The 25905-nt window shown below is 47.9% G+C and carries 25 protein-coding genes and 1 tRNA gene; 14 read left to right on the top strand and 12 right to left on the bottom strand.

The genetic code is table 11. The annotated features are described in order from the left end of the window. Window positions 1-50 precede the first annotated feature (50 nt). Complete coding sequence (locus tag FHS56_RS04480) at window positions 51-1226, top strand: tetratricopeptide repeat protein (protein ID WP_166918655.1); 1176 nt, start codon at window positions 51-53, stop codon at window positions 1224-1226. Here the strand turns inward: FHS56_RS04480 and FHS56_RS04485 are convergent. Then, window positions 1209-2711: a lipopolysaccharide biosynthesis protein gene (locus tag FHS56_RS04485; protein WP_166918656.1), complete on the bottom strand. Its 1503-nt coding sequence runs from the start codon at window positions 2709-2711 to the stop codon at window positions 1209-1211. The genes FHS56_RS04480 and FHS56_RS04485 overlap by 18 nt on opposite strands. Window positions 2712-2752: 41 nt before the next feature. Between FHS56_RS04485 and FHS56_RS04490 the strand changes: the two genes are divergently transcribed. From FHS56_RS04490 to FHS56_RS04505, 4 genes are all read left to right on the top strand, one after another. After that, window positions 2753-3400, top strand: a complete 648-nt coding sequence (locus FHS56_RS04490; RefSeq protein ID WP_166918657.1) for an O-methyltransferase — start codon at window positions 2753-2755, stop codon at window positions 3398-3400. Next, window positions 3397-4281: a glycosyltransferase family protein gene (locus FHS56_RS04495; protein WP_166918658.1), complete on the top strand. Its 885-nt coding sequence runs from the start codon at window positions 3397-3399 to the stop codon at window positions 4279-4281. The genes FHS56_RS04490 and FHS56_RS04495 overlap by 4 nt, the downstream gene beginning before the upstream one ends. 70 nt (window positions 4282-4351) lie before the next feature. Next, on the top strand, window positions 4352-4912 hold the full coding sequence (pth, locus tag FHS56_RS04500) for an aminoacyl-tRNA hydrolase (protein WP_166918659.1): 561 nt from the start codon (window positions 4352-4354) through the stop codon (window positions 4910-4912). Window positions 4913-4930: 18 nt separating this feature from the next. Continuing rightward, on the top strand, window positions 4931-5431 hold the full coding sequence (locus tag FHS56_RS04505; protein WP_166918660.1) for a low molecular weight protein-tyrosine-phosphatase: 501 nt from the start codon (window positions 4931-4933) through the stop codon (window positions 5429-5431). On the opposite strand, the gene FHS56_RS04510 is transcribed toward FHS56_RS04505, so the two are convergent. The 5 genes from FHS56_RS04510 to FHS56_RS04530 all read right to left on the bottom strand — a co-directional run bounded on the left by FHS56_RS04510 (window position 5428) and on the right by FHS56_RS04530 (window position 9714). Beyond that, window positions 5428-6471: a glycosyltransferase family 9 protein gene (locus FHS56_RS04510; RefSeq protein WP_166918661.1), complete on the bottom strand. Its 1044-nt coding sequence runs from the start codon at window positions 6469-6471 to the stop codon at window positions 5428-5430. The two genes, FHS56_RS04505 and FHS56_RS04510, sit on opposite strands and share 4 nt — an antisense overlap. Before the next feature lie 4 nt (window positions 6472-6475). Continuing rightward, entirely contained in the window at window positions 6476-7099 is a 624-nt protein-coding gene (locus tag FHS56_RS04515; protein ID WP_166918662.1) for a DUF4254 domain-containing protein, read from the bottom strand. Window positions 7100-7128: 29 nt separating this feature from the next. Further along, window positions 7129-7761, bottom strand: coding sequence for a DUF4159 domain-containing protein (locus FHS56_RS04520; RefSeq protein ID WP_166918663.1), 633 nt, complete (start codon window positions 7759-7761; stop codon window positions 7129-7131). Continuing rightward, window positions 7745-8284 carry a hypothetical protein gene (locus tag FHS56_RS04525; protein ID WP_166918664.1) on the bottom strand — a complete coding sequence of 180 codons (540 nt, stop codon included), beginning with the start codon at window positions 8282-8284 and terminating at the stop codon, window positions 7745-7747. The genes FHS56_RS04520 and FHS56_RS04525 overlap by 17 nt, the downstream gene beginning before the upstream one ends. Window positions 8285-8361: 77 nt before the next feature. Further along, window positions 8362-9714 carry a C1 family peptidase gene (locus FHS56_RS04530; RefSeq protein ID WP_166918665.1) on the bottom strand — a complete coding sequence of 451 codons (1353 nt, stop codon included), beginning with the start codon at window positions 9712-9714 and terminating at the stop codon, window positions 8362-8364. Window positions 9715-9803: 89 nt separating this feature from the next. Here FHS56_RS04530 and holA point away from each other — a divergent pair, with 89 nt between their 5' ends. From holA to FHS56_RS04550, 4 genes are read left to right on the top strand one after another with little or no spacing between them, the layout of a single operon-like run. Further along, a complete protein-coding gene (holA, locus tag FHS56_RS04535; protein ID WP_166918666.1) occupies window positions 9804-10850 on the top strand; it encodes a DNA polymerase III subunit delta in 1047 nt (348 codons plus the stop codon). Beyond that, window positions 10847-11173 (top strand): hypothetical protein, encoded by a 327-nt coding sequence (locus FHS56_RS04540; protein ID WP_166918667.1) that lies wholly within the window; start codon window positions 10847-10849, stop codon window positions 11171-11173. The genes holA and FHS56_RS04540 overlap by 4 nt, the downstream gene beginning before the upstream one ends. Further along, on the top strand, window positions 11163-11660 hold the full coding sequence (locus tag FHS56_RS04545) for a hypothetical protein (RefSeq protein ID WP_166918668.1): 498 nt from the start codon (window positions 11163-11165) through the stop codon (window positions 11658-11660). The genes FHS56_RS04540 and FHS56_RS04545 overlap by 11 nt, the downstream gene beginning before the upstream one ends. Beyond that, a complete protein-coding gene (locus FHS56_RS04550; RefSeq protein ID WP_243844141.1) occupies window positions 11596-12357 on the top strand; it encodes a geranylgeranylglyceryl/heptaprenylglyceryl phosphate synthase in 762 nt (253 codons plus the stop codon). The genes FHS56_RS04545 and FHS56_RS04550 overlap by 65 nt, the downstream gene beginning before the upstream one ends. A 154-nt stretch (window positions 12358-12511) precedes the next feature. Here FHS56_RS04550 and FHS56_RS04555 read toward each other — a convergent pair whose 3' ends face one another. From FHS56_RS04555 to FHS56_RS04570, 4 genes are all read right to left on the bottom strand, one after another. Further along, a complete protein-coding gene (locus tag FHS56_RS04555; RefSeq protein WP_166918670.1) occupies window positions 12512-13699 on the bottom strand; it encodes a phosphoglycerate kinase in 1188 nt (395 codons plus the stop codon). Window positions 13700-13828: 129 nt separating this feature from the next. Further along, complete coding sequence (locus tag FHS56_RS04560) at window positions 13829-16147, bottom strand: SpoIIE family protein phosphatase (RefSeq protein ID WP_166918671.1); 2319 nt, start codon at window positions 16145-16147, stop codon at window positions 13829-13831. Between the two features lie 90 nt (window positions 16148-16237). Then, on the bottom strand, window positions 16238-17590 hold the full coding sequence (locus FHS56_RS04565; protein WP_166918672.1) for a hypothetical protein: 1353 nt from the start codon (window positions 17588-17590) through the stop codon (window positions 16238-16240). Window positions 17591-17609: 19 nt separating this feature from the next. Beyond that, window positions 17610-18983, bottom strand: a complete 1374-nt coding sequence (locus FHS56_RS04570) for a toxin-antitoxin system YwqK family antitoxin (RefSeq protein ID WP_166918673.1) — start codon at window positions 18981-18983, stop codon at window positions 17610-17612. Window positions 18984-19123: 140 nt separating this feature from the next. Here FHS56_RS04570 and FHS56_RS04575 point away from each other — a divergent pair, with 140 nt between their 5' ends. Continuing rightward, window positions 19124-20308 (top strand): glycosyltransferase family 4 protein, encoded by a 1185-nt coding sequence (locus FHS56_RS04575; RefSeq protein ID WP_166918674.1) that lies wholly within the window; start codon window positions 19124-19126, stop codon window positions 20306-20308. On the opposite strand, the gene FHS56_RS04580 is transcribed toward FHS56_RS04575, so the two are convergent. Then, a complete protein-coding gene (locus FHS56_RS04580; RefSeq protein ID WP_166918675.1) occupies window positions 20288-22693 on the bottom strand; it encodes a DUF5686 family protein in 2406 nt (801 codons plus the stop codon). The genes FHS56_RS04575 and FHS56_RS04580 overlap by 21 nt on opposite strands. A 52-nt stretch (window positions 22694-22745) precedes the next feature. Here FHS56_RS04580 and FHS56_RS04585 point away from each other — a divergent pair, with 52 nt between their 5' ends. Next, entirely contained in the window at window positions 22746-23645 is a 900-nt protein-coding gene (locus FHS56_RS04585) for an MBL fold metallo-hydrolase (protein WP_166918676.1), read from the top strand. Between the two features lie 88 nt (window positions 23646-23733). Then, window positions 23734-23807 (top strand) — tRNA-Met (locus FHS56_RS04590). Window positions 23808-23827: 20 nt separating this feature from the next. Here the strand turns inward: FHS56_RS04590 and FHS56_RS04595 are convergent. Continuing rightward, window positions 23828-24334, bottom strand: a complete 507-nt coding sequence (locus FHS56_RS04595; protein WP_166918677.1) for an SRPBCC family protein — start codon at window positions 24332-24334, stop codon at window positions 23828-23830. Window positions 24335-24435: 101 nt separating this feature from the next. On the opposite strand from FHS56_RS04595, the gene dcd reads away from it, so the two are divergent. Continuing rightward, window positions 24436-24963, top strand: a complete 528-nt coding sequence (dcd, locus tag FHS56_RS04600; RefSeq protein WP_166918678.1) for a dCTP deaminase — start codon at window positions 24436-24438, stop codon at window positions 24961-24963. An 80-nt stretch (window positions 24964-25043) separates the two neighbouring features. Then, entirely contained in the window at window positions 25044-25832 is a 789-nt protein-coding gene (gene trxA, locus FHS56_RS04605; protein ID WP_166918679.1) for a thioredoxin, read from the top strand. Window positions 25833-25905 lie beyond the last annotated feature (73 nt).

The raw sequence follows: 25905 nt of genomic DNA on the forward strand, positions 1-25905 counted from the left end.
CTTTTAGAAGAGGATACAGCGCAACTCAAGGCTTTGGGAAAAATCTATTTATGAAAAGGAGGCGACATTTTATACTGTTTGTATGTGGGCTTTGTTTGCTTGTTACAAGCAGCCGAGCACAGCACAGTGACCATCTGCAGGCTGCCCTCATGGCAATGTATGAAGGCGATTACGAACAGGCAAGCCTTCATTACAAGCGGGCATTGGCAGACAACCCCAACTCCCCTACGGCACTATGGGGGCTTGCACGCAGCTATTTTTACACCGGCAATTACGAGCAAGCCTTGCAGCTATGCCAGCAACTCATGCAGAACAAACGCAATGAGTGGAAATGCCGTGCCACCCTTTTAGAGGCTTTTTGCTATTTTCAACTGCCCGATAGGGCTATGGAGCAACGCATTCAAAAACTGCAGGCGGCTCAGGCTTGCATGCCACAAGACTACCGCGCCCATTTTTATTTGGGCTTGCTATATGTTCAAACCCATCGATACGCAGAAGCAGAGGCAGCCTTTAAAGAGGCACTAAAACTACGCCCCCGACAAACAGACATCTGGATTGCGCTGGGCAACCTGTATGCCCGTCAGGAGCAATGGACCGAAGCTACCGAGTGTTGGTGTCAAGCCGCAGAGCATGATTATGCCCCTGCTGAGATTGTGTATAACTGCGCCAAGCTGTCGCTACGCAGCGGCAATTATGAACGTGGCTTACAACTGATGAAACATTACGCTCAGCATCACCCCTTGCAAGCCGACGATTATTTTGACATAGCGCGTGCTTGTGCCGCCCAGAATCAATATGAAAAGGCTCTGCTTTATATAGAAGCTGCCATAAGCCTATCGCCCGAACGGGCTGTTTATTATGCGTTTATGGCAGACTATCATGCCGCACGTCAGCAGTGGGATTCTGCCCTTTATGCCAACAGTCAAGCCATACTCAAACAAGGTGATGAAAGCGCCTATTTCATACAACGTGCCCAGTTGCTGCTGCATGCAGGCAAAGACAAAGAAGCCAAAGACTACCTCGATTTTTGGATACAACAGGAACCCGACAATGCCCAAGCACATTATGCCCATGCACTATGGCTGGAACGTAATGGTGGAAAAAAAAGAGCTATCAAAGCAGCAGTAAAAGCCGCTATTCAATGCGGCATGCACCCGCAGGAAATAAGCGAGTCGCTGCGCAAATATGCCTACCGTTACTACAGACAATCATCCTCTACGCCTTAGCTTCTTTAGGAAGGCTTCCGCTATGTCTGCCAGCTCTGCAGACAGGCGCCACTTCCATATAGCCGCCGCCAACAAGAGCACCAACAGTCCTGAGCGAATCAGTACGTTGACAAAAGCCCCCAAAAGAGTCTGCACCGGTAACAAAGGCATCAATTCCAGCGCTGCCCACAATGCCAACAAAACCAGCGCCGCCCCTGCACTTTCCTTACTGAACGGATGAATACGCACCTTTACCCACAAAAAAACACTGCGCAGCAAATTGTAAACAAGCATGGAAAGGAAAGTAGCCAACGCGGCACCTTCCAAGCCCATCCAAGGGATGAACCACCAGTTGGTGGCTATTACCAAAACAGCTAACAAAATATTGGAAAGCAAAGCAAATTTGTAATATCTCGATTGCAGCAAAATTTCGTTGTTCACCCCCATAGCCATATCGAAGAAGCGCGCCAAGCCAACCCAAAACAATACCTGCATGCCCTGACGATACACCTCGCCTTGCGGCATAATGACAAATATTTCCTTACGGTTAAGCCATATCAACAAAAACAAAGCGCCGCCTATCAGCATTTGATTGATTGCTGAACGGCAATACAACTCTGATAGCTCTCCTATTGCCTGCTTTGCCCATGCCCTTGAAATCAAAGGAGTTGTAATTTGTGAAATTGCCCGTCGTGGTATCTCTATGACATTTGCCATGAAGAAAGCAATTGTATAAATGCCGGTATCGGCTTCACCTAACAACATCCCCAACATCATAATATCGGCTTGATTCACAACCACAATGCTTAGCCCGCCCATCAAAATAAAAACAGCATATTCCATCATTTCTCTTAAACGCCCCTGGACTATAGCCCACCAGCCGGCGGGAAACAGGCGGAAACGATGCAAGCGATAAAGGTATGCCGTAAGCCCCAAAACAGCTATTACATAATAGGCAGCTACAGCGTCGAACACACGTCCGAAGGCTATCCAATGCACCCCCACCGCCACTACTAATAAGGCAATGGTCGCCTTCAAAAAGAAGTCGCGAAACAAAGCAGGTACAGCAATACGCAAATATGCTCTACACCACGCTTCTATGATGCTTTGAAAAGCTATGCCTAAAGTCAAAGGAAACAGATAGTAAAAATAAAGCTCTACATGCGGCGATTTGTCAATATAAAGCCCCAGATAAAGCTTCTTGCCCCACCACAACAGCAAGCTAAGCCCAGCAAAAGCCATGAGTGTATAAGCAATGGACATGGAAAAGAAAGCATCGCGCCGCTTGCCTTCAAAATAAGGGTGAAAGCGGTCAATCACCTGCGGCATGCCGGCAAGTACAATGGCGCTCAACAACGTAGCGTTTGCCAATATCTGCCGAAAAACCCCAATTTGCTCCGGACTCAGAAAAGCAGGCATCAAAAAGAGGTTTGTAAGTGCCCCCACCAATACGCCCACATAAGCGACTAATGAATACTTTGCCCCTTGGCGAATAACAATTCCCATGTAGTTATTTTCTAAATTGCGCGCACAAAATACTGTATTTTATGTCGATGATAAAAAAAATAAAAAAAGCAGCATGGTGGATACTCAATAAGCTACGGTTGGGCGCTCCCCTTAACTTACTGCTTCAAAGTGGACTGAAAGACTTGGGCTGGTTTCGCTCGTTCTACTCCAAGCGCTCAGAAGATGCCGCAGGGCACCCTATTCCGTGGTTTACCTATGCTGCCTATCTTTTTTTAGATGAACGACTGCAAAAACACTTCCGAGTCTTCGAGTACGGAAGTGGCAGTTCTACTTGCTATTTTGCCCGCAAAGTATCGGAAGTGTATAGTGTCGAGCATCATGAAAGCTGGGCAAAGCAGGTGCAAAGCAAGCTAACCGAAAAGGCTACTGTGCTTTATCGTACAGGCGCCTCCTACCCTCATGCCATCCGCGAGGTACCTGCCCCTTTTCATTTGATTGTCATCGATGGAATCATGCGCAACGAGTGCATCAAAGAAGCGCCCAAGCACCTGAGTGAAGACGGGGTAATCATTGTGGACAACAGCAATCGTGAAGAATATAAGGAAAGTCTGCTTTGGTTAGTTTCACAAGGTTTCAAACGACTCGATTTCTATGGTATGATACCCATAAGCACCGAGCTTTCTTGCACTTCTTTCTTTTACAAGGAAAACAACTGCCTGAACATATGAGTCTGGCTCCTATTGTGATTTTTGCCTATAGACGCCCCGCCTCCTTGCAACACTTACTTGCTTGTTTAGAGCAAACGCCCGAATGGGTGCACTCCGAGGTCTTCATATTCATCGACGCCCCCAAAAAAAGCGAGGAAAAAGCTGCTGTCATGGCAACATACCAACAGGCGCAATCGCTGCAACACCCACACAAACACATCTTTTTAGCTCAGCAACACAAAGGACTGGCGCGCGCTGTCATAGAAGGGGTCTCTTCTGTGATTGCAGAATATGGCAAAGCCATTGTATTAGAAGACGACTTAGAGTGCACCGCTGACTTTCTCACATTCATGAATACCGCTTTGGAAAAGTATAAGAACCAGAAGCAGGTGTTTTCTTTGAGCGGCTATTCGCCTCCCATCCATTTGCCCGCCGATTATCCCCATGACCTGTTTCTTGCGCCCCGATTTTCTTCATGGGGGTGGGGCATCTGGCACGACCGCTGGGAAAGCATAGACTGGGAAGTTTCTGATTTTGAAGACTTCTGGCAAAACCCAAAAGCAAGACGCAGCTTTGCCGAAGGGGGCGAAGATTTGCCCTACATGCTTTACAAGCAACAAAAAGGGGAAAATAACTCTTGGGCTATACGGGCTTGCTATAACCTCTACCGCCAAAGCAAATACTGCCTCTATCCGCGTCATAGCAAATGCCGCCACGTATATACCAAGCACAGCACCCACTTCCGCTTATATACTCGCAAGTTCAACACTTGGCTTTCTACGCACCCCGTGAAGTTGCCCGATGAGCTTCCGCCTCCGGATAGCCGCATCCTCCGGGCAGTTGCCCGGTATTATCGCCCAACTCCTTGGCGACGCCTCTTCAACCGCCTTCGCTATGGCTGAATCGCTTTCATAGCCTTGTAAAAACTGCTATCTTTGCTATTTGTTGTGTTAGTCTGAACTTTTAAAAGCGATGAAATATTTGATAGCAGGACTGGGGAACCCCGGCAGTGAGTATCTTTTCACCCGCCATAATATAGGATTCATGGTACTGGACCGCTTGGCGGCTTCTCAATCGCTTTCCTTCACTACCGAACGCTATGGCGAGCTTGCTACCCTTTCGCATCGGGGACGAAAACTCATTTTGCTGAAGCCTTCTACCTACATGAACTTGAGCGGCAAAGCCGTTCGCTATTGGCTGCAACAGGAAAAAATACCAATAGAAAACCTGCTCGTCATCACAGATGACATAGCCCTTCCTTTCGGGAAGCTGCGTTTGCGCACCCAAGGGTCTCATGGCGGACACAATGGCTTGCGCAATATAGAAGAGCTGCTTCAAACCAGTCAGTACGCACGGCTCCGCATAGGCATAGGCAATGAATTTCCCAAAGGGCAACAAGCCGACTACGTCTTGTCGCCTTTTAGTGAAGAAGAACAGAAGCAACTGCCAACTATCTTAGACAAAGCGGCGCAAGCAGTACTTAGCTTTGCTAACGTGGGGGCGGTGCAAACCATGAACCAATTCAACCGTTAACTTTAAAACTACACAGCTATGATAAAAGTATTGTTCGTTTGTTTAGGCAACATCTGCCGCTCACCTATGGCAGAAGGAATCTTTAAAAAACTCGTCAAAGAAGAAAAACTGGAGAGTAAAATAATGGTGGACTCTGCCGGCACTGGCTCTTGGCATATAGGGGAATTGCCAGACCGCCGCACACGTCAAATTGCCGAAAAACACGGCATTTTACTCAACAGCCGTGCCCGTCAAATTCACCGGGAAGATTTCGAAACCTTTGACTACATCTTAGTAGCCGACCGCAGCAACCTGCGCGAGGTGGAACGCTTGGCACAAAGCCACCCCCGTGCCAAAAGCAAAATCATGCTCATACGTGACTTTGACCCGGTAGCGCCCCAGTCAGAAGTGCCAGACCCCTACTATGGCGACTTGTCCGACTTTGAGGAAGTGTACCAGATTCTCGACCGCTCGTTGCGTCCTTTTCTGGATTTCATCAAGCAAGAACACAGGGCACTGCTGCAAGAGATGTCTTCTTAGGCAAGCACTACTTTCTCGAGGCGCGCCATGACCTGCGCTGCCTCTATGCCTTCCATACAAGCTTTATCGCCACGTACACAAGGCTTGCTTCCAAAAATAGAGCATGGACGACAATCCAAATCTTTGCGTTGTATGATGTTTTCTTTGGCTTGAAACAAGGGCGCAAAGCCTGCTGCTGGATGCGTGGCACCCCATATGGATACTACGGGGATGCCTGCCAGTGCAGCCAAATGCATGTTGGCAGAGTCCATACTGAGCATGGCATCCAGATGGTGCATGAAATGCCATTCTTGGCGCAGCGACAAGCGCCCTGCCATATTCACTATTTGTGAAGGCGACAGCGCACATAACTCATCCATCAAAGCTGCCTCTTTTTTTCCTCCACCAAACAAAAAGATACGCCACTCCGGATACCTCTGCCTTATGAGCCTCAAAAGACTTTCTACCTTATGCACGCCCCACTGTTTGTTTTCGTGAAACGCAAAAGGGGCAATACCTACCCATGCAGATTTTTGGGGCAGCAAGTCAAGCGAATGCAAAAAATTGTCTAAAGCACCCTGTTCCTCTGCTGAAAAAAGCATGTAAGGCGGCGGAAGCAAAGTGGCATCTAAGCCCAGTTGCCGAAAGGGGGCGGCATACATTTCAGTAACATGAGGCAGAGCAAAAGCAGCCCGTTGTCGGATAAAGCGTTTCCGCTGTGTTCTGTTTTTGGAAATGCTCAAACAACGCACACCTTGCAGGCGTGCTATGGCTTTGATGATGTTACTTCGCAAATTCTGATGCGCATCTATCAGGCAATCGTACTCTCTGAGAGGCAGGCGACGGCTCAAGTGCCATAGCCCACTCATGCCTTTGTACTCATTATCCACATCGGCGGGCAAGGGCTGCAGACGCTCAATGCCTTCAAAAAGGGATGCCAACTTAGGACGCGTGAGCAGGTCTATATGCAACTGCGGGTGGCGGTGCAACACAGACACCAGCACCGGCAGCAAGAGCGCCACATCGCCCATTGCCGAAAAGCGAACTACCAGCAGACGCACAAGCTTATGATTTGGCTTTTTTATACAAAACAGGGTTTAGAGAAGCGTCATTGTACATCTTCATTTGGCGATACACCTTCATATAACGCTCTCCGTTTAGGATATCTTCTACCAGCTCGTCGAAACAACGCGCCAAATCTTCTTTTTGCTCCATCAAGACGTTCAGCTTCTGTTGGCACTTGGCAATGTGATTTTCATCCACATCGGTGCGAAGGGTCTGTTCCCGCATGTGGTATATCTTCAACATCAAGATGGAAAGGCGGTCTAAGAGCCACGCCGGTGTTTCGGAATTCATGCGGGCATGAGGCTTACGCTCCACCTTCTGTTGCTCGAAGTAGTGCAAAAACCAGTCGTCCATTTGCTCCACAGTATCGGTGCGCTCTTGGTTCGAAGCATCGATGCGTCGTTTCAACTGCACCAAGGTTTCAGGTGCTATTTCGGGGTCACGAATCAAGTCTTCCAAGTGCCACTGAACCGTATCTATCCAGTTTTTTTTGTAAAGCAGGTACTCCAAACTACCTTCTGGATAGGGATTCTGCATGGGGGCATTCACGTCGTCATGACGGTGATAGTCTTCTATCGATTGCTCAAATATGCGTATGCAGGCTTGCGCTTGGGGTTTTTCCATCGTTTTTGCGGCAAAAATACACTTTTTGTTTATTGCATCAAAGCATAGAGGATAATGTTCACCCCAAAGCGGGTGTTGTCTTCCACCAAGAAACGTTTGTTCCGATAGTCATAATCCCACTCACAGCCATAGTCTTTGTTGCTGTAGAGTACGCCAATACGCCCGTCAATTTTTATTGCTTTCAAGTAGTCGTGCACCAAGTCATCGCCCCAGCCGTTGAGCTCATAAGAAGTGGGGGGCGGTCCTTCGGGAAAGTCAAAAAAGCAGCGATAAAGTGGGTGGTTGTTGGGCAGCTTTTGAAGTGCTTCTCGCCCAAAGATGCTTGCCATCTGCCTTTCAAAAGACTTGGCAAATAAGCCGTCGATGTCGTGATTGCAATCATCGACAAAAACAAAGCCCCCATTGCGCACATACTGTTCAAAGTTGCGGCGCTCTTTATCGGTAAACTCTACTAGGCGGTGCCCACTCATGTAGCAAAACGGATAGTAAAAAATTTCATCGCTTTCGAGCGACACCACCTTTTCTTCCGGCTCTACGGGCAAAGTAGTGTAGGTAATCAAAGAGTGCAACAAATTGGCAGGCATGCGCTCGTCGGTGTACCAATCGCCCGAACGATAACGGATTCGGGCAAAGGTAAATGCCCCTCTAAGGTTGATTTTCATGGTTGAAGTAAATAGTTAGCTGTATGCCAACTGGCACGGGGAACGGCAAACCTGCCAAAGGCACATTTGTATTCACACTAGAGGAAAGCACCAGCTCATCGGCAGTGAGCTTTCGCACCTGATATTGCTGCGGAACCTCTACATTGAATACCTGCAGTAGAGAATCAACCGCCGGTGAAAAGAAACTCAAATTTTTTATTTCCAACGTTTTGGCATCGGCGCTTAGTGTCCATGTACCTTGTGAAGTTACTTGCCAAGTACCCTGTGGAGTTAGCTCTAAGAGCCGAACTGTGCGGTCTTTTTGGAAGTCCAAGGCAATGCTGTCAAGCGTGGTGTCTTCGCCGAGGCTATCGATAGGCACACCGGCAATGCTTACTGCCACACTTGCCCTGTAGGCATACCACCGGTCCGCTGTAAGCCAATCTTCGGGCTTGGGGCTTTTGTCCTTTTTGTTGCAGGCGGCTGTCCATAGCAAGGCAAAAGCAAAGCAAAAGAACAAAGAAGTATTTCTTTTCACGTTCATATACAAAAAGTTTTTGCTTTAGTCGCTTAAACGCTAAAATCTGCTCGATAGTTTAAAACACTCCGACTAATGTATCTTCATTCACCTTCCTTGCTTACGACCAAAGAAACAGCAAGCACGCCTTTTTGCTCCATACTTTGCTGCCGAAATATGATTTTAGTTCCATACACAAGCTGTTCTGCCGGCACCGATATAATTTGCAACAGCCTTTGCAAAGCATCATCACTTGGTTTGTGGCTAATCAGTTGGCAAATAGAAGGAAGATGCAACGCCTCATGGCTGATGAGGATGACATAACGCCCCACTCGCTGCCCATTTACTTGCATGGGCACGGGCAGGTCGGCGGCGCTGTAACTGAGAAAGTCGCTTTCTCCTTTAGCAGGAAAAAGGGGAATTGCTTGCTTGCCCACCATCCCAATCACATAAAAGAAAGCAGGCGCTTCAAGCAATACACGCAACAGAAGAGGCTTTGTATGCTGAGTTCCGCTTTCTGCCACGAAACGACTGTATCCGGAAGCCGCCTCCCTACTCCAACGTAAAGGATTGCCCTCCGTAGTCTCCGCTATCAATTCGCCCTTTAGCAGCGGTGTTGGCAGTTCCGCACTCAACTCAAAGGCTTCCAAGCAAATTCGCTCCATGTCTTCGTAGCGAATCCACAAGAAACCACCCTTACCCCAAGAGGTCCCCCAGCTGTTCATCACCTCAAAGGCACCTCCATAGCGCGTGTCGTCATAACCCACTACCGTAAGAGCATGCCCACCGTAAGACTGCCCTGCTTCCATGATTTCATTGGCTTGTGGCTGCCACAGTTCTTTATCTGGGAATAAGAAAGAATAAGAGCAGCAACGAATCCCCACTACTACTGGTTTGCCAGCTGCCAAGCTTCGTTTAATATAGATTGATTTAGCAGGTGAGTCGCTATCGAACAGGCGTTGATAGTGTGTAATACGGTTGCTTTCTGCCATCAAAAGCCAATCGGGGCGCAAGGGCTGCCGATGGCAAGAGTCGCCATACAGGTAGCGCGGCAGTGCCCCTACCTCTTGAAGCACCTTCAGAGCCGCCGGCAAGGTAGCACCTGCCATACAGTTCGAATCCGTGATAGGCTTCACTTGGTCATAAAGAAAAGCAGCTGAAAAAGCTTTCCGCGTGATTTCCTCCCCTGTCCATCGTTTTTGCCAGGCAGCCAAGATGGTACGTGCCGCATAAGCAACTGCCCAGCCCACACAGTCGCCACGGTCACCCTGATTTTGGGGCGTAGGGCAATAAGCACGCAAGGAAAAACGAGGAGGCACTTGGTTCAGGGCAGCACGATTTAAAGGAGCAACAACCGGCACCCGATGATAAGCCACCGAGTCATAGATATACCCCTGCGCCCAGCTTAAGCGGACTGCCCACAAAGGCAGCAAAAAAAGTACGACATGGAAAGTCATTTTACAAGAAAAAGCACTTTTAAGCATTCTTCCAGTTTTTGGTAAATTAGCCAAAAAGTTTCATTCAGCTAAAAGCGCTTTTTAAATTTATGGCAATTGTTAGTGCCCAAGATGTGTTATCCCAACTGCAATCCGGCAAAGAGGTTGCAGCAATGTACCTTTTGCATGGAGAAGAAGATTTTTTTATAGACCAAGTAGCGCAATACTTCGAGCACTCTTTTCTGCCGCCCGAAGCGAGGGACTTCAACCAAAGTGTGCTTTACGGCAAAGACATAAGCGTAGGCGATATTGTCAATCACGCACGCAGCTTCCCTATGATGTACAACCGCCGTTTGGTGCTTGTCAAAGAATTTCAGGCGGTCAAAGACCTCAAAGAAAGCAAAAGCCTCAAACTATTAGAACGATATGCTCAAGCACCTTTGGCTTCGACCGTGCTGGTTTTGTGCCACAAAGGAGGCTTTTTCGAAAAAACTAAGCCAGTGTACAAAGTCATTGAGAAACAAGGAGTCGTTGTAGAGTCTAAACCGCTTTACGACAACCAAGTTCCTAAGTGGATTGAGCAATATGTGCAAAGCAAAGGGGCAAAAATAGAACCGGCAGCCGTGCAGTTGCTTTTTGAGCAGGTAGGCAACAACTTGAGCCGCCTGAGCCATGAGATAGACAAAATACTGCTAAATTTTCAAGAAGACGACAATAAAATCATAAAAGCGCAGGCTGTTTACGAATATGTGGGCATCAGCCGTGAATATAATGTGTTTGAACTACAAAAAGCCTTAGGGCAAAAGCAGGTAGCCCAGTGCCTCAAGATTATACACTATGCCTCGCGTAACCCCAAGGCAATGCCTGCCATTCCTACCATTGCCATGCTTTACCGCTACATCAACCAACTACTTTTGGTACACCACGCCCCCGACAAGTCGGAGAAAGCTTTGGCTGCGCTGCTGGGCGTCCATCCTTTCTTCGTAAAGGAATATGTGCAGGCAAGCAAGCATTATCAGGCGCCCGAATTGTATCATATGCTGCGCGTACTCTTGGAAGCCGACAAGCGCGCCAAAGGAGTTGATGCTCCCCCCGCTTCCGACACCGCCATCCTCCAAGAAATGATATATCAATTTTTTATACCTTCACAAACATGAGCGAACTAAAGGAACTGCTGAAAGATTATTTGCTGCTGCGCTACGAGCAAGGCAAGCTCGACATAGAAGAGCGCATAGACAAGGTTGCCCACTCGTTGGTAAGTCTGCTGTTTATAAGCAGCTTGCTTTCTTCTGCCCTGCTCTTTATCAGTCTGGGCATTGCTTTCTGGATAAATGCACGGTTGCATAGCGACTTTTTGGGCTTTCTCATCGTAGGTGGGATGTCGTTGTTGCTGCTACTGTTATTCTTCTTTTTTCGCACAAAATTTCCTTTTTATCAGCGTTTAGTCGATAAAGTAAAAGAAAATATCCATGTCTCTTAAACAACTGCTTGAAGACCCTGCTTACCAAAGTCTTTCGATAGAAGAGCGCAAACTGCTTTTAAAAAAGCTGCAAGCCGAATACGAAGAAAGTATCAAACAACAGGCTGCTGAAACGGCTGCCCACTGGCAACAACAGCTTAAAAAAGTGGCTATAGGTGCTGCCGTAGGGATTGCAGTGCTGGCTGCCGTACAGTGGTTTTTATCTAAAAAGAAAAAGCAGAAACACCCTACTCTACCGCCTGAGTCTCTTGCTCAACAAGCGGTGCAAATGCCTATTTATACCCCAATGCCCAAGCAAAAGAAGGCATGGCACTACTTCTGGGATTATCTACAAAAAGAAGCCGGGCATCTACTGGCTCATGAACTGAGTAAACAAATTCGTAAATTCGCAGAACAAACCATTCATCCAAAAACCAATGGGCATGGTGTTTCCCAAAATACAAGCCCTTCAGAAAGAGGGGCAGAAAGCCCTGGCAGTACTTATTGACCCGGACGACACAGACCACGAGCGTTGCCAGCTATTAGCAGCACACGCCTGCAAAGCAGGGGCTCACTTTTTCTTTGTAGGTGGCAGCCTTATTGTCTCCGACCGCCTGCATCATGTCATTGAATGGATACGCAACGTAACGACCCACATACCTATAGTACTTTTTCCCGGAAGTAATCTTCACATCGATTCTGAAGCCGACGCCATTCTATTCTTATCACTGATTTCGGGGCGGAACCCTGATTATCTCATAGGACAACACGTATTGGCAGCCCCTATCCTCAAACGCAGTGGACTGGAGGTTATCTCTACCGGTTACATGCTCATCGACAGTGGCGCTCCCACTACTGTAACTTATATTAGCAATACCACGCCCATACCGCAAAATAAAGGCGACATTGCCGCCTGTACTGCCATGGCAGGCGAAATGCTGGGCATGCGTATTATTTACATGGATGCCGGCAGTGGTGCCTCGCAGCCCATCTCTCCGGCAATGATAAGAAAAGTACGCAAAGCCATAAGCGCACCACTGATTGTAGGTGGTGGCATTCGCAGCGCTCTCCAAGCCCAACAGGCATGGAATGCAGGCGCCGATATAGTAGTTGTCGGCAATGCCTTTGAAGAAAACCCCCGTTTGGTGTACGACATGTGCCGAGCAGCCGAATATGCAAGCAACGACAGCCTCAAAAAACACTGATTCATTTTCTTGTACAAAAAAACCGGCGGTCTTCTTAATGCCCCTCTTACAAGTTAGTATAAAAAAACAGTGTAAGCCCTTCCCTGCTTGACTTTCAAGAGGCAAGGGCTTCGTCAAAGTGTTGATTCTTCAAAGTGTTGATTTGTACTGGTTGCTATGCCTCCAATGCCTTTACACCGGGCAGTTCTTTGCCTTCAAACAGCTCAAGCAAAGCCCCGCCACCGGTAGATACATAAGACACCCGGTCGGCATATCCTAATTGGTTGATAGCAGCTGCCGAGTCGCCACCGCCTACCAAGGTGAAAGCCCCTTGGGCGGTTGCTTGGGCTAAGGCTTCGGCTACTGCTTGGGTGCCTCCGGCAAAGGGTTTCATTTCAAAAACCCCCATAGGACCATTCCACAACACCGTCTTAGATGCCACAATCATATCGTGAAATTGCTTACAGGCTTCGGGACCAATGTCCAAACCCATCCAGCCTGCTGGTATCTGGTTGCTCGGTGCTGTTTGTGTGTTGGCTGTTTCGGCGAAAGCATCTGCCACTACCGAGTCCACAGGCAATACAAGCTGCACTCCTCTTTCTTTTGCTTTATTCAGCAGCTTGCGTGCCAGCTCCAGCGCGTCTTCTTCTACGAGCGAGCTGCCTATCTCACCTCCCATTGCCTTAAAGAATGTGTAAGCCATGCCCCCGCCAATCAGCAAGTTGTCAACCTTTTCCAATAGGCGCTCAATCACCAATATTTTGTCTGACACCTTGGCACCTCCAATGATGGCTGTAAAAGGGCGCTCTGCTTCCTCCATCACACGGCGTGCGTTGTCCAGTTCTGCCTGCATCACATAGCCGCACACTTTATCTTTGAAGAAGCGTGCCAACACTGCCGTAGAGGCATGCGCACGGTGTGCCGCACCAAAGGCATCGTTCACATACACATCCGCCAGTGCCGCTAACTGTTTGGCAAACTGCTCATCGCCCTTAGTTTCTTCTTTGTAAAAACGTACATTTTCCAGAAGGAGTACCTCTCCGCTCTGCAACTGTGCCGCCGCTGCTTCTACCTTTTCACCTATGCAGTCCTCTACAAAGTACACCTTTGTACCCAAAGCTCGTTGCAGGTAACCAACCAAGTGTTTAAGGGAAAAACGTTCTTCCCGCTCTCCTTTGGGACGCCCCAAATGGGAAAGCAAAATGGCAGCGCCGCCATCGTTCAGTATTTTTTGGATGGTAGGCAATGAGGCTTTCAGTCGGGTGTCGTCTGTAATTTCGAAATGCTCATTCAAGGGTACGTTAAAATCTACGCGCACCAGGGCTTTCTTGCCCGCAAAATTGTATTGGTCGAGGTATATCATGGGTGAAGAAGTGTTTTTGTTAAAACGAACAATTGCAATAAAAGCGCTCGCAATTTGCTAAAAAAGCAGCAGCTCTCCAAGATGAAAAGAGAGCTGCTACTTTCAGTAATGAGGGCGGGCAGTCAAAAACTACACGCGCACGGCTACCAGAGAAATATCATCACGCTGTTCGGCACCTCGCATGTATTCGCGCAGGGTTTGCTCCAGCACTTCTTTCTGCTTTTCAAGAGGTTCATGAGCAACGGAGGCAAGTAATTGAAGGAATCGCTTCTCGCCAAATTTTTTGCGCTCCGCAGCATCATGCTGATCGATAAAACCATCGCTACCCAAGTAGATGTAACTACCCTTAGGCATTTCTATCACATGACGTTCAAAGCCCAGTTCTTCGTTTTGAATACCTCCAATAGAACGGCGGGTACCTTTTACCATCTTGGGTTCAGTTGTCCCTTTTTCGATATAGTAAAGTGGACGGCGGGCACCGGCAAAAGTTACCACTACGGTTTCCCTGTCCTTATCTTCGATGGTAGCCAAACCTACATCCATGCCATCACGATTTTCCGACTCTCCCTGATGCAATGCCAAACGCACCTCTTTGTGCAATTTATGAAGAACAGCATCCGGTTCAGTGAGGTTTTGCAGCTTAATCAGCTTGTCTAAAAGCATGTTTCCAATCAAGCTCATGAAAGCGCCCGGCACCCCATGCCCGGTGCAGTCAACAGAAGCTACTATTTTTTTGGTGCCCTTGGCATACACCCAATAGAAGTCGCCCGAAACCACATCTCGGGGCCAGAAAATCACAAAATACTCCTTAAACAACACGCTGAAAATAGCATTGCTTGGCAGTACTGCCTGCTGAATGATTTTTGCGGCTTTGATACTGCTTTGAATGCGTTCGTTTTGTAGCGCCAGTTCTTTTCTTTGTCTTTCAATCTCTTCATTTTTCTGTGCCAAAGCACGGTTGGCTTTACGCGTTTGTATCAGCCCTATTGCTACCAAGACAATGACAGCGGCAGCCAAGCCCAAGACCAATACATAGTATTTTTGTATTTCTTTTTCCCTTTCAGCTGCCAATTCGGCTTGCCGGCGTGCTTCGGCTTCGGCTTTGGCACGTGCTTGGGCTTCTTGCTGAGCCTTTAAGGCTTCGGCAGCTGATTTTTCTGCCTGTACCTTGGCAATAGAGTCGGCTGCTGCCTTCTGACGAGCAGCTTCGGCACGGGCACGCTCCAGCTCTATGGCTCGCTCGCGCTCCAAGGCAAGGCGACGCTGGCGCTCCAACTCTGCTTCTTTTTCGGCACGTAGCCTTTCTTCTTCTAACAATTTCAGCTGGGCTTCGCGCAGTTCCTTTTCTTTTTGTATGCGTTCGCGCTCGGCTCGCTCTTTTTCTTGTGCCAACTGCGCCTCGCGTAATGCCGACTCGCGCTGCATCAGCTCCAATTGGTAGCGCAACTGTTCACGCTGGCGTATCTCCTCCTGCACCCGCAGTTTGTTCTCCACCTCGAGGCGTTTTTGCTCATATTCTGCCATTTTATCGTAGCGCTTGCGGCTCCGGTAGAGGTCTTCCATCACCTTATAGCTAAACGCCAGCGTTTCCAAATCATCGACTTCCTGCGCTAATTTGATAGCTGTTTCAGCCGCATAGAAGGCTTTGTTCATACGGTTCGAGAGCATTTCATTGATGGCTACATAGTTATAGACTTTTGCCATCTCCGACTTGTCGCCGCTTTCACTGGCAATAGTCAATGCTTGATTGTAATAGTCGGTAGCACGGTCGTATTGGCGCAGGTTGGTGTAAAGCACCCCTATATTTTGCAAGACAACGGCTAATTCCGATTTTTTAAAAACATCTGGGTTTTCTTTTACTAAGGTATAGGCTTTGTCAAAGGCGTCGAGCGCGCGCTCCGGTGAGCTAACTTTCTTGTGCAAGAAACCAAGGTTGTTGTAGAGTTTAACTTGGCTACGTTTATCCTTTAATTGCTTGGCTAAGGTAAGCGCCTCTTCGGTATATTCGAGCGCACGCCGGTAGTCTTCTGCTTTAGATGCCACCTCGGCAAGGGCTTCGAGAATGTACAACTCACCCCTTTTATTGCCCCATTGGCGGTAAATAAAAAGTATTTGTTTATATATATTCTCCGATTTTTTGTATTCTTTTAGCTCGGCATGACAAATAGCATTCCGCTCCATCACGCTAATGCGCTGCTCGAAGCCAAAGCGGTCCACCGGAATATCTTGCATCATCTTTGCAGCGTTCTCGTAATACTCTATAGCTTTAGAGTACACACGTTTCGCCTCATAACTCAACCCTATCTGATAGGCTATTTCGGCTTTGGCTTCGGGCGAAGAAGCGGCATTGTATTGCTCAATGAGTTGATCCACATTCTGCGCCGCGGCGTCCATACCAAAGAGCACACAAGTAATAAACAACAAAAAGGCAATCTTTATCTTCTGCATAACTTACACGCTATTTACCACACTTGCTTGTAAGTATAGAGAATCTTTTTTCTTCAAACAAATTTTTCTATTACAAATCACCTCTCTTCTTTATCTGATACTCAACTCATAACATCCCCAATTGTATGTGGTGTTGCCGTTGTCATCAATGATGTAAGGATTTTCGGGATCGCCTTCTATCAAGGAAATGAAACGATGGGTTTCTTTAAGTCCTTCGAAATACAACACAAAAGGAATCATTTCGCCATAAGCCAGGGGCACATACGCTGGTTCAGTAGGTATGCCAAAGACTTTTTTCACAGGGAATTGAGCCGCCGAAGCAATGTCGTAGGCTGTAAAAGCGTTTTTAGCACCCGGAGGGGGGGTATATACTATTGCCCCGTTGTGCAGGGTGATGTTTTGGTAGTGAAAATATACCAAAGCACCCTTGGGGGTGTATTGAATTTTATCGACATATAAGCCGCCACCGCGCTGGTCGCACTGAAAAGAAAGTTGTTTTTCTTTTTGCACCGGATTTTGGGCTAAGAAGCTCTCCAGTGCTTCGCCTCCTTCTTTTAGTGTGCCCTGTGCAAATACAAGCGTGCGCGAGGGGTTACCGCTCCGGTAGCTGTCTTCGGTTTTACCGTTTCGCGAGCCGTCTTTTACTTCTATACGAGCGTACACACGGCTCAAAGATGCATTTCTGTCTTCGATGACCCCGCTAAACGGCTGCCCCGAAGCTGTAAAGAATGTTTCTTTCTTCAGTAAATCATAATCATAGATGCGTACGCAATAAGCATTGTTGTTCGGGTAGTATTCCTTCCACTCGCCCACCCGGCGGTTCATGTCATAGCGTCCTTCTTCCTTGGTGTAGGACTTGCCGGTGCTGTCTGTAAGTATTTTTTTGTAAGCGCCATGAAAAAATTCGTTGAAACTTTCCCCTACGGGCTTGCGATAGCCTTCCGCCTGAATTTGTGTTCTTGTAGAAAAGAAGGTGAAAAGTACTTTCCACTGCTGTCCTTCTCTGCCCAAGTACTCCACCCGCTTGTCCACTCCCTCCTTGCCGGGAAAATAGTAGTTTATGCGTTTAAGCTCACCCTTTTCATAATGCTCTTCGGTGTCTAACTCACCAAACACATAGTTTTTCACTATACCATCTTTTAGTCCAGCAAAGAAATGCCCCTCCATGATAAGCTGTTTCTCCCCCTCCAGTCCTTCGGTATAAAGTTTCGCTTCACCATGAAGGGGTTTGCCTTTGAGCATACCCACTCCACTTTGCACGACATTCCCTTCCAACCAAAAATACTCCTTAGAAGGCTCGGGCTTGATGCCGGCACAATCGACACACACCGACACCTCCCCCTTGTATTCGTCAGTTTCAATCTTTATGGTTTTCGATTGAAATTGCTGGGCAGCCGCCAAAAAGGGCATGCCCAATGCAAAGGAGAGCAGGTAAGCTTTCATGGCACATAGAATTTAGTTGTTATTTCACATTGACCTCATAGCACCCCCATAAGTACTGGGCGGTGCCATCTTCCTTTACAATATACGAATTTAACGGGTCACCTTCAACTATGCTGATGAAACGATGGGCGGGCGTCAAGCCGTCAATAACCAATTGAAAGCTGATTTGTTCGCCAAAGGTGATAGGATAAAAAGAAGGTGGCAATTCAATATTAAAAGCTGCTTTCAGTGGAAATACTTTCTGCGTAGCTATGTCAATAGCGGCAAAGGCATCGTTCGCTCCGGGGGCTCCGGTAAAGACGCTTGAATAGGGCTTCAAAGAAAGAGCACGGAAGTGCACATATACGATGGCTTCGTTTTTATCGGTATATTGAATTTTATCGATAAAGAGCCCGCCCCCGCGCTGGTCGCATTGCAACTTGAGATTGGCTTCTTTCACAATGCTGCGGTTTTTCAAAAAGGCACGCAAAGCATGTGTATCGTTATAGTTGTCTATAGGCACCCCATTGGCATAATTCACTTGCTTCAGATAAGCTTCTTTACGGTAGCCAAACTTCGACAAGCCATTACGCACACCCTCTTTCACTTGATATTCTCCCACACGTATGCGGTGATTGAAGATTTCGTCAATGACGGTACCAGTGAAAGGCTGCCCGTTTTTCAGGAATTTTTCTGAGACAAGCAAGCCTTGGTCATCGTAGTGGCGAATGCCCACTACGCCATCATTGTAATAGGTTTTCCATTCACCTACCCGCTTGTTCATGCGGTAGGTACCTTCTTCTTTTAGTTCCTCTTGTTCCTTGTAGAAGTAAGAGCGCTTGTAGGTACCATCAAAGATATGAACCAATTCGCCATTTTGCTCTTTTTCAATGCCTTCGCCTTCAATACGGCTGGCAAAGGTGTGATAAGTAACTTTTACACGAGCGCCCTCGGGTGTGTAACCTAAGTACTCGATGGTATGGTCTATCTCCACGCCTTCACCTTCTGATTGGGGCGTGTAGTACATGCGCTTTTTGAGTTTTCCATTGTCGAACATTTCTACCAGCTCAAGCACACCAAAGACGTAGTGCTTCAGCTCCCCGTGAGGCAGCCCTTTGAGGAAGGTTCCCTCCATAATCAACTCTTCGGCACCGGGCTCCATGCCTTCATTGAAGAGCTTGGCTTTGCCGTGCAGCACCTTGCCTTCTACTTTTCCTTTGCTTTTCTCTACTTTTCCCTCTTTCAGGAAGTAGTAGGTAAGCTCTGCCTGCGGCTGCACTTGGCAGTCCACACACACCTCTACTTCTGCTTGATACTCCTCGGTCCGAAGGGTCTTTTTTTCAGTAGTTTGAGCATATACAACGCCCATGCCCAGCATCATGACAGCTACTACAAGTAGTCTAAATTTTTTCATATTACTTACATTTGGTTTACACTTTGTAACGAGCAAGTTAATTCTTGATTAACAAAGATAGAAAATTCATCTGTTTTTCAATAGAAAGTTTTACAAACCTTTGAATAAGCCAAAAAATCATAACCATAATTTTTTCTGGAATGAACATTTTGTTCTTACACCAATATTTCAAGACACCCGAGCAAGAGGGGGCACGTCGCTCTTATTACTTGGCAAGTGCCCTTGCCAAAGCCGACTGCCGGGTAAAGGTTATCACCAGCAGACAACAAAAGGAAGCTGTTTTCCCCGAGACACTACCTCCCGGCTTACAGCTGCGAAGTTATTACATTCCCTACAGCAACCATTTTTCTTGGACGAAACGTTTATGGGCATTTGTTCGGTATGCAAGCATTGCTCTACGGCATGCCTTGGGCAGTCGCTACGATTGGTTATATGCCACTTCCACTCCCTTGACCGTAGGTTTTGTGGCTTATGTTGCCCACCGTTTGCGTGGCAAACCATATGTTTTTGAAAGCCGAGACTTGTGGCCCGAAATACCGTTCGCCTTGGGCTTTTTAAAACGACTTCCTTTTGTGCAGCGCATACTCTACTGGCTCACCAAGCAAGTATATAAACATGCCCGTTTGGTAGTGGCTGTCTCCCCCTCTATGAAAGCTCACATCAAAAAACATTACGGCATAAAACATGTAGTATGTGTGCCCAATATGGCAGATGATGCTTTCTTTGAAATACCGCTACCCGCGCAAGAAGCTCATCCTCTGCGCATGCTGTACGCTGGCAGCTTGGGCGACGCAAACGACTGCCTACAACTGCTGCGGCTAATACACGAGCTGCCACCGTCTTTGCGGCAACAGATACGTTTCAGCATCATGGGTGAGGGCAAACAAAAAAACGCTATGCAGGATTACATAGCCAGACAAGGGCTCCGGGATGTCGTAGAGTGGTTGCCCACAGGAAACGCCCAAGCCGTACAGCAAGCCCTGCAAGCGCATGACATCTTTTGGGTCAGCTTTGCGCCCATTCCATGGATTGACACCGGAAGCCCCAATAAGTTTTTTGAAGGCTTGGCAGCCGGACGCATATGTTTTTCCACACTCAACGGATGGACTGCCCACCTCTTGCAACGCTACTGCTGTGGCTTTATCATCCATAATGCTGCCGCTCTGCAGAAGGCAATAGAAGCAATGCAGGATGTACAGCAACGTGTTCGTATGCAAAAAAACGCACGACAGTTAGCACAGCGCTTTTTTCATAGAGAAAAGCTCACCCACAAGTGGCTGTTAGCACTCACAGCAAAGGGGCTACTACAAAGACCTGCGGAATGATACTTTCACAACCCAGTTGTCGGCAGCATGGGGCAGGCTATAAGCCCCATAACGATAAAAAACGCCCACTCCTATGCGTGTGCTCACACCAAAGGCAGATGACTGGTAAAGCCCATCCAGCACGCAACCGCTTTCCCAGTAGCCTTTTTCCATAGTTTGAAAAGGTATATTGGCATGCAGCTCAGGCTTAGCGAGGGTTCCCCATGCTGCCCTCTGTATGAGTGCCAGGCGTGGACGAAAAATAGCAAGCTTCAAAGTAGGCGACCACAGCTCCACGCTTCCCATAGCATAGGCATCGGAAAGGAACTCATACAAACCCATCGTTTGAAAATGTTCCGGGGCTTCGAACCACAAATCAGGGTCGTAAGCAGCTGCGCCATGCATCAATTTCAGGGCAGGCACTTCGCCCCACACATGGGCGGCTTCTGTTTTTAAGCGCACTTCTGCCAACTTGAACAAAGGCAAGTTCCAGCGCATCAATCCTTGTAGCGCTTGATAATCGTAGCCTTCACTGCCTATTTGCCAGCCTTTTGCATAGGCAAGCAACAGCTGCGGATAAGCTGCCTCTATGAGCCGGGGGCGCCCCATTATCCAAGCATAGCGCTCCCCGAAAGTATAACTCAATTGTATGCGGCTCTCGGCAAACAAAAAGCGCTGCTTATCGGGCTGCGGCACAAAAGTATAATCAAACTGCGGGCGATAAATGCCCTGTTCCCAGCCTATATGCAGTTGCCAAGCAGGCAAGGGGTGCATAGCCACGCCAGCGCGCCAGCTGTCCACCACACTCATGCGCTCGGCATAGAGGCGCCGCAAACCTCCTGTCATTTTTTGATAGTGCAGGTCGTGCTGGAAGCTCAACTGCCCCGGCTCTTCCACATCATGACGGAAGCCCCCCAAAACGGAAAGGTTCTTCTCTTTCCATAACAAAAGGCTGCCGTCGGCTCCGTACTTCCATGCAGCATCGCGAAAGCCATAGGCTACATAGCCCCCCACTCGCAAGGGCGCCCACAAGCGATGCCCAGTATAGAGGGCAGCCCCCAAACGCAAGCCCTGATACTGGTCGTAGCTTACAAGGGACTGGAAAGGCACTTCGAAGTAGCGCAACAGCGGTATGCTTTGATACCAAGCTGCTGCCAGAAGAGTGTTTATACTTTTTTCAAAGTTTGTTGCCCTACTTATTGAATCCCCCCAAGCATAAGTAGCCATTGCCTTTTCAGACAAAGAATCTGGGCGAATCTGTTCCCAATCTTCGAAGCGGTGTGCCTGTGGATGTATTTCAAAAGCTACAGCTGCTTTCTTCTTTAAGGGCAAGCCCACTTCTACTTCTTCTATACGCGTGCGGTTGACAAAGCGCAGCGGATATGCCGCTGCCCTGCTGCTGTCGTTTAAAGTTAGCTTTAGCTCGTTGAAAACATAATCGACCGACAGTTGGTGCGGGAACCAATATCCGTTGACTTTTTCGTAAAGCTGATGTATTTGAAAATCGATATTAACAGACGGCAGCGCGTTTCGTAGCATCACGCCCCGCAGCGCGTAATCAGGCAGGTGAACATATAAAATACCGCGCAATTGCGCTTCGGCTACCTTTTGCCCCCATGGCTCAAATGTGATGACCAACACGGTGTCGCGATTTTCGGTCAAGGTATCCCGCAAAGTAAAATCGAAAAACTTCCAACTGCCGGCACTCAAAGGGTTCAGGTAAGTGCGCCCCAATATTTTCAGAGGGTTTTCATACAAAGAAAAAGGCATGATTTGTTCACCCACTAAAGCAAAAACAGGCTCTCTGAAGCCCATCATTTTATTGGCAATCACCTTGGTATGAATATAGTCTGGGCGTTTGTATTCGGTAATGCTGATGTTTTCGGCAAAAAAGAAATAGCGCTTATCCAGAAAATCCATCAAAGCACGCGTCTCCGTATCAAGCAACGACTTTTCATATAAATCGGCTGGCAAATCGACAGTTGCCAATTGTTGGTTATAGCTTTTAAAACGGTAAGAATCATAGAATTTCGGATGGTGCTGTTTTCGCCGGCGTACCATCTCCCGAATCACCGCTACGGCGGGGTCTTCGGCAGCTGACACCACCACCTCGCCGATGGCGTAACTTGTAGGCTGTAGGGCAATGACCCGCCGCCGCAGAGGCAAGCTATCGGTATAACTCTCATAGCCCACATAATAGAACGTTACCGTACCTTGTGTCAGGCTGTCGGGCAGGCTGAAATACCCACGGTCATCGGTAGTAAATACCCGCTGGTAGTGGCTCAACCATATATTGGCAAAAGGCAGCGGCTCTTTGGTCTGGGCATCTATCAAACGCCCTTTTTGCTGCGCAAAAAGCCCGCCTCCCATCAGCATGACTATTAAAAAAAGCAGGCAACGAGACATAATGCAAAATTTAACTATCTTCCTTGTACAGAAATCAAAAATAGCAAGTAGCATGAAAGTACATACTTTTGACCTTCAATTTTTGGGTACTCCACAAGCCATTGCCGCCTTTTTACTCGAAGTCGATAACACCAGCATTTTGGTAGAAACAGGTCCTTATTCAAGCATTGCCCAATTAGAAAGCGCCCTGATGGCAGCAGGCAAACGCCCCGAAAGCCTCAATGCTGTATTGATTACGCATATTCATCTAGACCATGCTGGAGCTGCTTGGTATTTTGCTCAAAAAGGAATTCCGGTGTATATGCACCCCTTAGGTGCCCCCCACATGGCAGACCCGAGTAAACTGCTGCATTCAGCCCAACGGATTTACGGCAACCAGATGGAAGCCCTGTGGGGCACACTCAAGCCCATTCCCCAAGCCTTGATTCACACCGTATCGCATGGCGAAGAGCTACTGATTGGCAACTGCCGGCTCAGAGCATGGCACACGCCCGGGCACGCGATTCATCATGTAGCTTGGCAAGTAGAAGATACCATCTTCACGGGCGATGTTGCCGGCGTACGCATTGGGGGTGGTTTGGTGGTTCCTCCCTGCCCCCCTCCCGACATAGACGTGGAAGCGTGGGACCAATCCATAGAAATACTGCGTAAACAGTCTCCTAAACAACTGATACTCACACATTTTGGCGCTTACAGCGACGTGGACTACCACCTACAAGAGCTTCAGGAACGCTTGCATGCATGGGCAGACTGGATGCGCCCCTATGCCGAAACAGACCGCCCTGCCCACGAAATTGTCTCTTTGTTTCAAGATTTTGTGCATCAAGAACTGCGGGCAGCTGGCTTGAACGAACAAGCCATTGCACGCTACGAGGCAGCTAACCCTTCATTCATGAGTGTAGCTGGCTTGTTGCGCTACTGGAAGAAGAAGCTGGAAAAACAAAAAAACTGAAAATCAACAAGCTGGTTGCCTCGCCCTAAAAAAGTGCGTTTTTTTCTTGCACAAAAAGAAGATAAGCGCTACTTTTGCATCACCAAATGGCGAGGTAGCTCAGCTGGTTAGAGCGTCGGATTCATAACCCGGAGGTCGGGGGTTCAAGTCCCCCCCTCGCTACTAAGTCAAATAAGGCAGCCCTATGTATAAAGGCTGCTTTTTCGCTTTAGTTCGTTTTGCACTTGCAGGCTGCCAAAGCGGCGCTCCAAAGTACGGAAACGATAATCAAAAATCTCCTCCAAGCGTTTCTTTACAAAAGCAGCATGCGCCAAACGCCCCAACACGCCCAACGGCAAAGCATAGTGCACCAAGTCGGTCATCTTAATGCCCCCCTCCACCTCTTCAAACCAGTGTTGATGGTGCCATAAAGCATACGGACCAAAGCGCTGCTCATCTACAAAGTAATAAGGTGCCTGCACGTGGGTTATCTCTGTAAGCCAACGCATGGGTATTCCCCACAAAGGGCGCACCTTGTAGCCGATAATCATACCCGGATACATGGGTTTTCCCTCTTCAATGAGTACAATATCAAAACCCATGTCCTGAGGCGTAATGTCTTTCAAGTTATGAGGAGAAGAAAAAAATTGCCAAGCTTCCTCGAGACTGATAGGCAAATACTGCTCTCTTTTCAATTGATATACTTTCATACGTTTCGTTTTTAAATCCCTACTGCTAACCCCATGTAAGACCTTTTTGTTTTTGTAGTTTTGTGGCAGGTTTTCATATTCGAAAAATAGGCAAGTGCCCTATGATACTCTCAGGTAAAGAAATAGCACGCCGTATCGGCAAAGACATCATCATTGAGCCGTTCAATCCTGCACAACTCAACCCCAACAGCTATAATCTGCGTCTGCACAACGAACTGCTGGTATATAGCGAGCCAATACTCGACATGAAAAAACCCAATGCCTATGAGCGCATCATCATTCCCGAAGAAGGCTTGGTTTTGGAGCCAAACAAGCTCTATTTGGGGCGTACGGCAGAATATACGGCTACCGAAGGGCTAGTGCCTATGCTCGAAGGGCGCTCATCGGTAGGGCGTTTGGGCTTGTTTGTACACATTACTGCCGGCTTTGGCGATGTAGGATTTGCCGGCTACTGGACACTCGAAATATTTTGTGTGCAGCCTATACGCATCTATGCAGGTGTAGAGATTTGTCAAATCTACTACCACACCATCGAGGGCGACTATGAGCGCTATCGCAGTGGCAAATATCAAAACAACCGTGATGTGCAACCCAGTCTTTTGTACAAAGACTTTGAGAAGAACAAGTAAACGCTCACAGGCATGGAATGATTTGCAGACTTCTTTTGTTGCATCAAATGAAGAAAAAATCATATAAAAAGTAAAAGAAGATGATGGACTTTGCAAAAGAAGTCATTGAGCGCAGCCATGAAGTGCCAGTACTGGTCGATTTTTGGGCACCTTGGTGTGGTCCTTGTCAATTTTTAGCGCCGATACTTGAAAAACTGGCAGCCGAAGCCCAAGGAAAATGGATATTGGTGAAAGTAAACACCGATGAAGAACCCGAGATTGCTGCCCGCTACCGCATCAGAGGTATTCCGGCGGTAAAGCTCTTTCACCGGGGCGAGGTAATAGCCGAATTCACAGGGGCTATACCAGAGTTTCAGCTCAAACAGTGGTTGCAAAAGCACTTACCTGACCCGCTACGCGAACGCATCGAAGCTTTGTTCATACGGCTGCTCGAAGCTGAATCAGCCGAAATAGAAGCAAGCATAACGCCCCTTCTCCAGCAGCAGTCTGAAAGAGAAGAAGTAAAGCTATTACAAGCCCTCTTGCTTTTGCGCCAAGGCAAAAGCCAAGAAGCAGAGAAGCTGCTACAGGAAGCCCACCCTCAGGATATGCTGTGGATAGAACGCAAGCAGCAACTCAATACTTTGTTGGAATTCATCAGCTGCCGGGCAGAAGGTGCAGCCCAAAACGCCATAGAACAGGCACAAGAAGCCTGGCGTAAAAGCGACATGGCACAAGTCATAGAACATTTGATTCAAGCAGTGATGTTGAACAAACAATTTCAGAACGAGCTGCCCCGCCGTGCATGCATTGCACTCTTTCAGCTCTTAGGTGAAAGTCATCCTTTGGTGAAACAATACCGGCGCCGCTTCGACATGGCACTGTATTGAACCGCCCATTTTCTTATATGATGAATAGCGCTGTTCCAGTATGGAGCGGCGCTTTCTTTTTTAAAAAAACAAC

Source organism: Thermonema lapsum (assembly GCF_011761635.1).
In the GTDB taxonomy this organism is placed as follows: domain Bacteria; phylum Bacteroidota; class Bacteroidia; order Cytophagales; family Thermonemataceae; genus Thermonema; species Thermonema lapsum.

Excerpts from the sequence above, each read along its gene's own strand:
- FHS56_RS04580 (WP_166918675.1), bottom strand. The coding sequence starts at position 22,693 with ATGTCTCGTTGCCTGCTTTTTTTAATAGTCATGCTGATGGGAGGCGGG.
- dcd (WP_166918678.1), top strand. The coding sequence starts at position 24,436 with ATGATACTCTCAGGTAAAGAAATAGCACGCCGTATCGGCAAAGACATC.
- FHS56_RS04560 (WP_166918671.1), bottom strand. The coding sequence starts at position 16,147 with ATGCAGAAGATAAAGATTGCCTTTTTGTTGTTTATTACTTGTGTGCTC.
- FHS56_RS04485 (WP_166918656.1), bottom strand. The coding sequence starts at position 2,711 with ATGGGAATTGTTATTCGCCAAGGGGCAAAGTATTCATTAGTCGCTTAT.
- FHS56_RS04555 (WP_166918670.1), bottom strand. The coding sequence starts at position 13,699 with ATGATATACCTCGACCAATACAATTTTGCGGGCAAGAAAGCCCTGGTG.
- trxA (WP_166918679.1), top strand. The coding sequence starts at position 25,044 with ATGATGGACTTTGCAAAAGAAGTCATTGAGCGCAGCCATGAAGTGCCA.
- FHS56_RS04490 (WP_166918657.1), top strand. The coding sequence starts at position 2,753 with ATGTCGATGATAAAAAAAATAAAAAAAGCAGCATGGTGGATACTCAAT.
- FHS56_RS04575 (WP_166918674.1), top strand. The coding sequence starts at position 19,124 with ATGAACATTTTGTTCTTACACCAATATTTCAAGACACCCGAGCAAGAG.
- FHS56_RS04495 (WP_166918658.1), top strand. The coding sequence starts at position 3,397 with ATGAGTCTGGCTCCTATTGTGATTTTTGCCTATAGACGCCCCGCCTCC.
- FHS56_RS04550 (WP_243844141.1), top strand. The coding sequence starts at position 11,596 with ATGGTGTTTCCCAAAATACAAGCCCTTCAGAAAGAGGGGCAGAAAGCC.
- FHS56_RS04545 (WP_166918668.1), top strand. The coding sequence starts at position 11,163 with ATGTCTCTTAAACAACTGCTTGAAGACCCTGCTTACCAAAGTCTTTCG.
- holA (WP_166918666.1), top strand. The coding sequence starts at position 9,804 with ATGGCAATTGTTAGTGCCCAAGATGTGTTATCCCAACTGCAATCCGGC.
- FHS56_RS04565 (WP_166918672.1), bottom strand. The coding sequence starts at position 17,590 with ATGAAAGCTTACCTGCTCTCCTTTGCATTGGGCATGCCCTTTTTGGCG.
- FHS56_RS04530 (WP_166918665.1), bottom strand. The coding sequence starts at position 9,714 with ATGACTTTCCATGTCGTACTTTTTTTGCTGCCTTTGTGGGCAGTCCGC.
- pth (WP_166918659.1), top strand. The coding sequence starts at position 4,352 with ATGAAATATTTGATAGCAGGACTGGGGAACCCCGGCAGTGAGTATCTT.
- FHS56_RS04520 (WP_166918663.1), bottom strand. The coding sequence starts at position 7,761 with ATGAAAATCAACCTTAGAGGGGCATTTACCTTTGCCCGAATCCGTTAT.
- FHS56_RS04540 (WP_166918667.1), top strand. The coding sequence starts at position 10,847 with ATGAGCGAACTAAAGGAACTGCTGAAAGATTATTTGCTGCTGCGCTAC.
- FHS56_RS04515 (WP_166918662.1), bottom strand. The coding sequence starts at position 7,099 with ATGGAAAAACCCCAAGCGCAAGCCTGCATACGCATATTTGAGCAATCG.
- FHS56_RS04505 (WP_166918660.1), top strand. The coding sequence starts at position 4,931 with ATGATAAAAGTATTGTTCGTTTGTTTAGGCAACATCTGCCGCTCACCT.
- FHS56_RS04480 (WP_166918655.1), top strand. The coding sequence starts at position 51 with ATGAAAAGGAGGCGACATTTTATACTGTTTGTATGTGGGCTTTGTTTG.
- FHS56_RS04595 (WP_166918677.1), bottom strand. The coding sequence starts at position 24,334 with ATGAAAGTATATCAATTGAAAAGAGAGCAGTATTTGCCTATCAGTCTC.
- FHS56_RS04585 (WP_166918676.1), top strand. The coding sequence starts at position 22,746 with ATGAAAGTACATACTTTTGACCTTCAATTTTTGGGTACTCCACAAGCC.
- FHS56_RS04525 (WP_166918664.1), bottom strand. The coding sequence starts at position 8,284 with ATGAACGTGAAAAGAAATACTTCTTTGTTCTTTTGCTTTGCTTTTGCC.
- FHS56_RS04570 (WP_166918673.1), bottom strand. The coding sequence starts at position 18,983 with ATGAAAAAATTTAGACTACTTGTAGTAGCTGTCATGATGCTGGGCATG.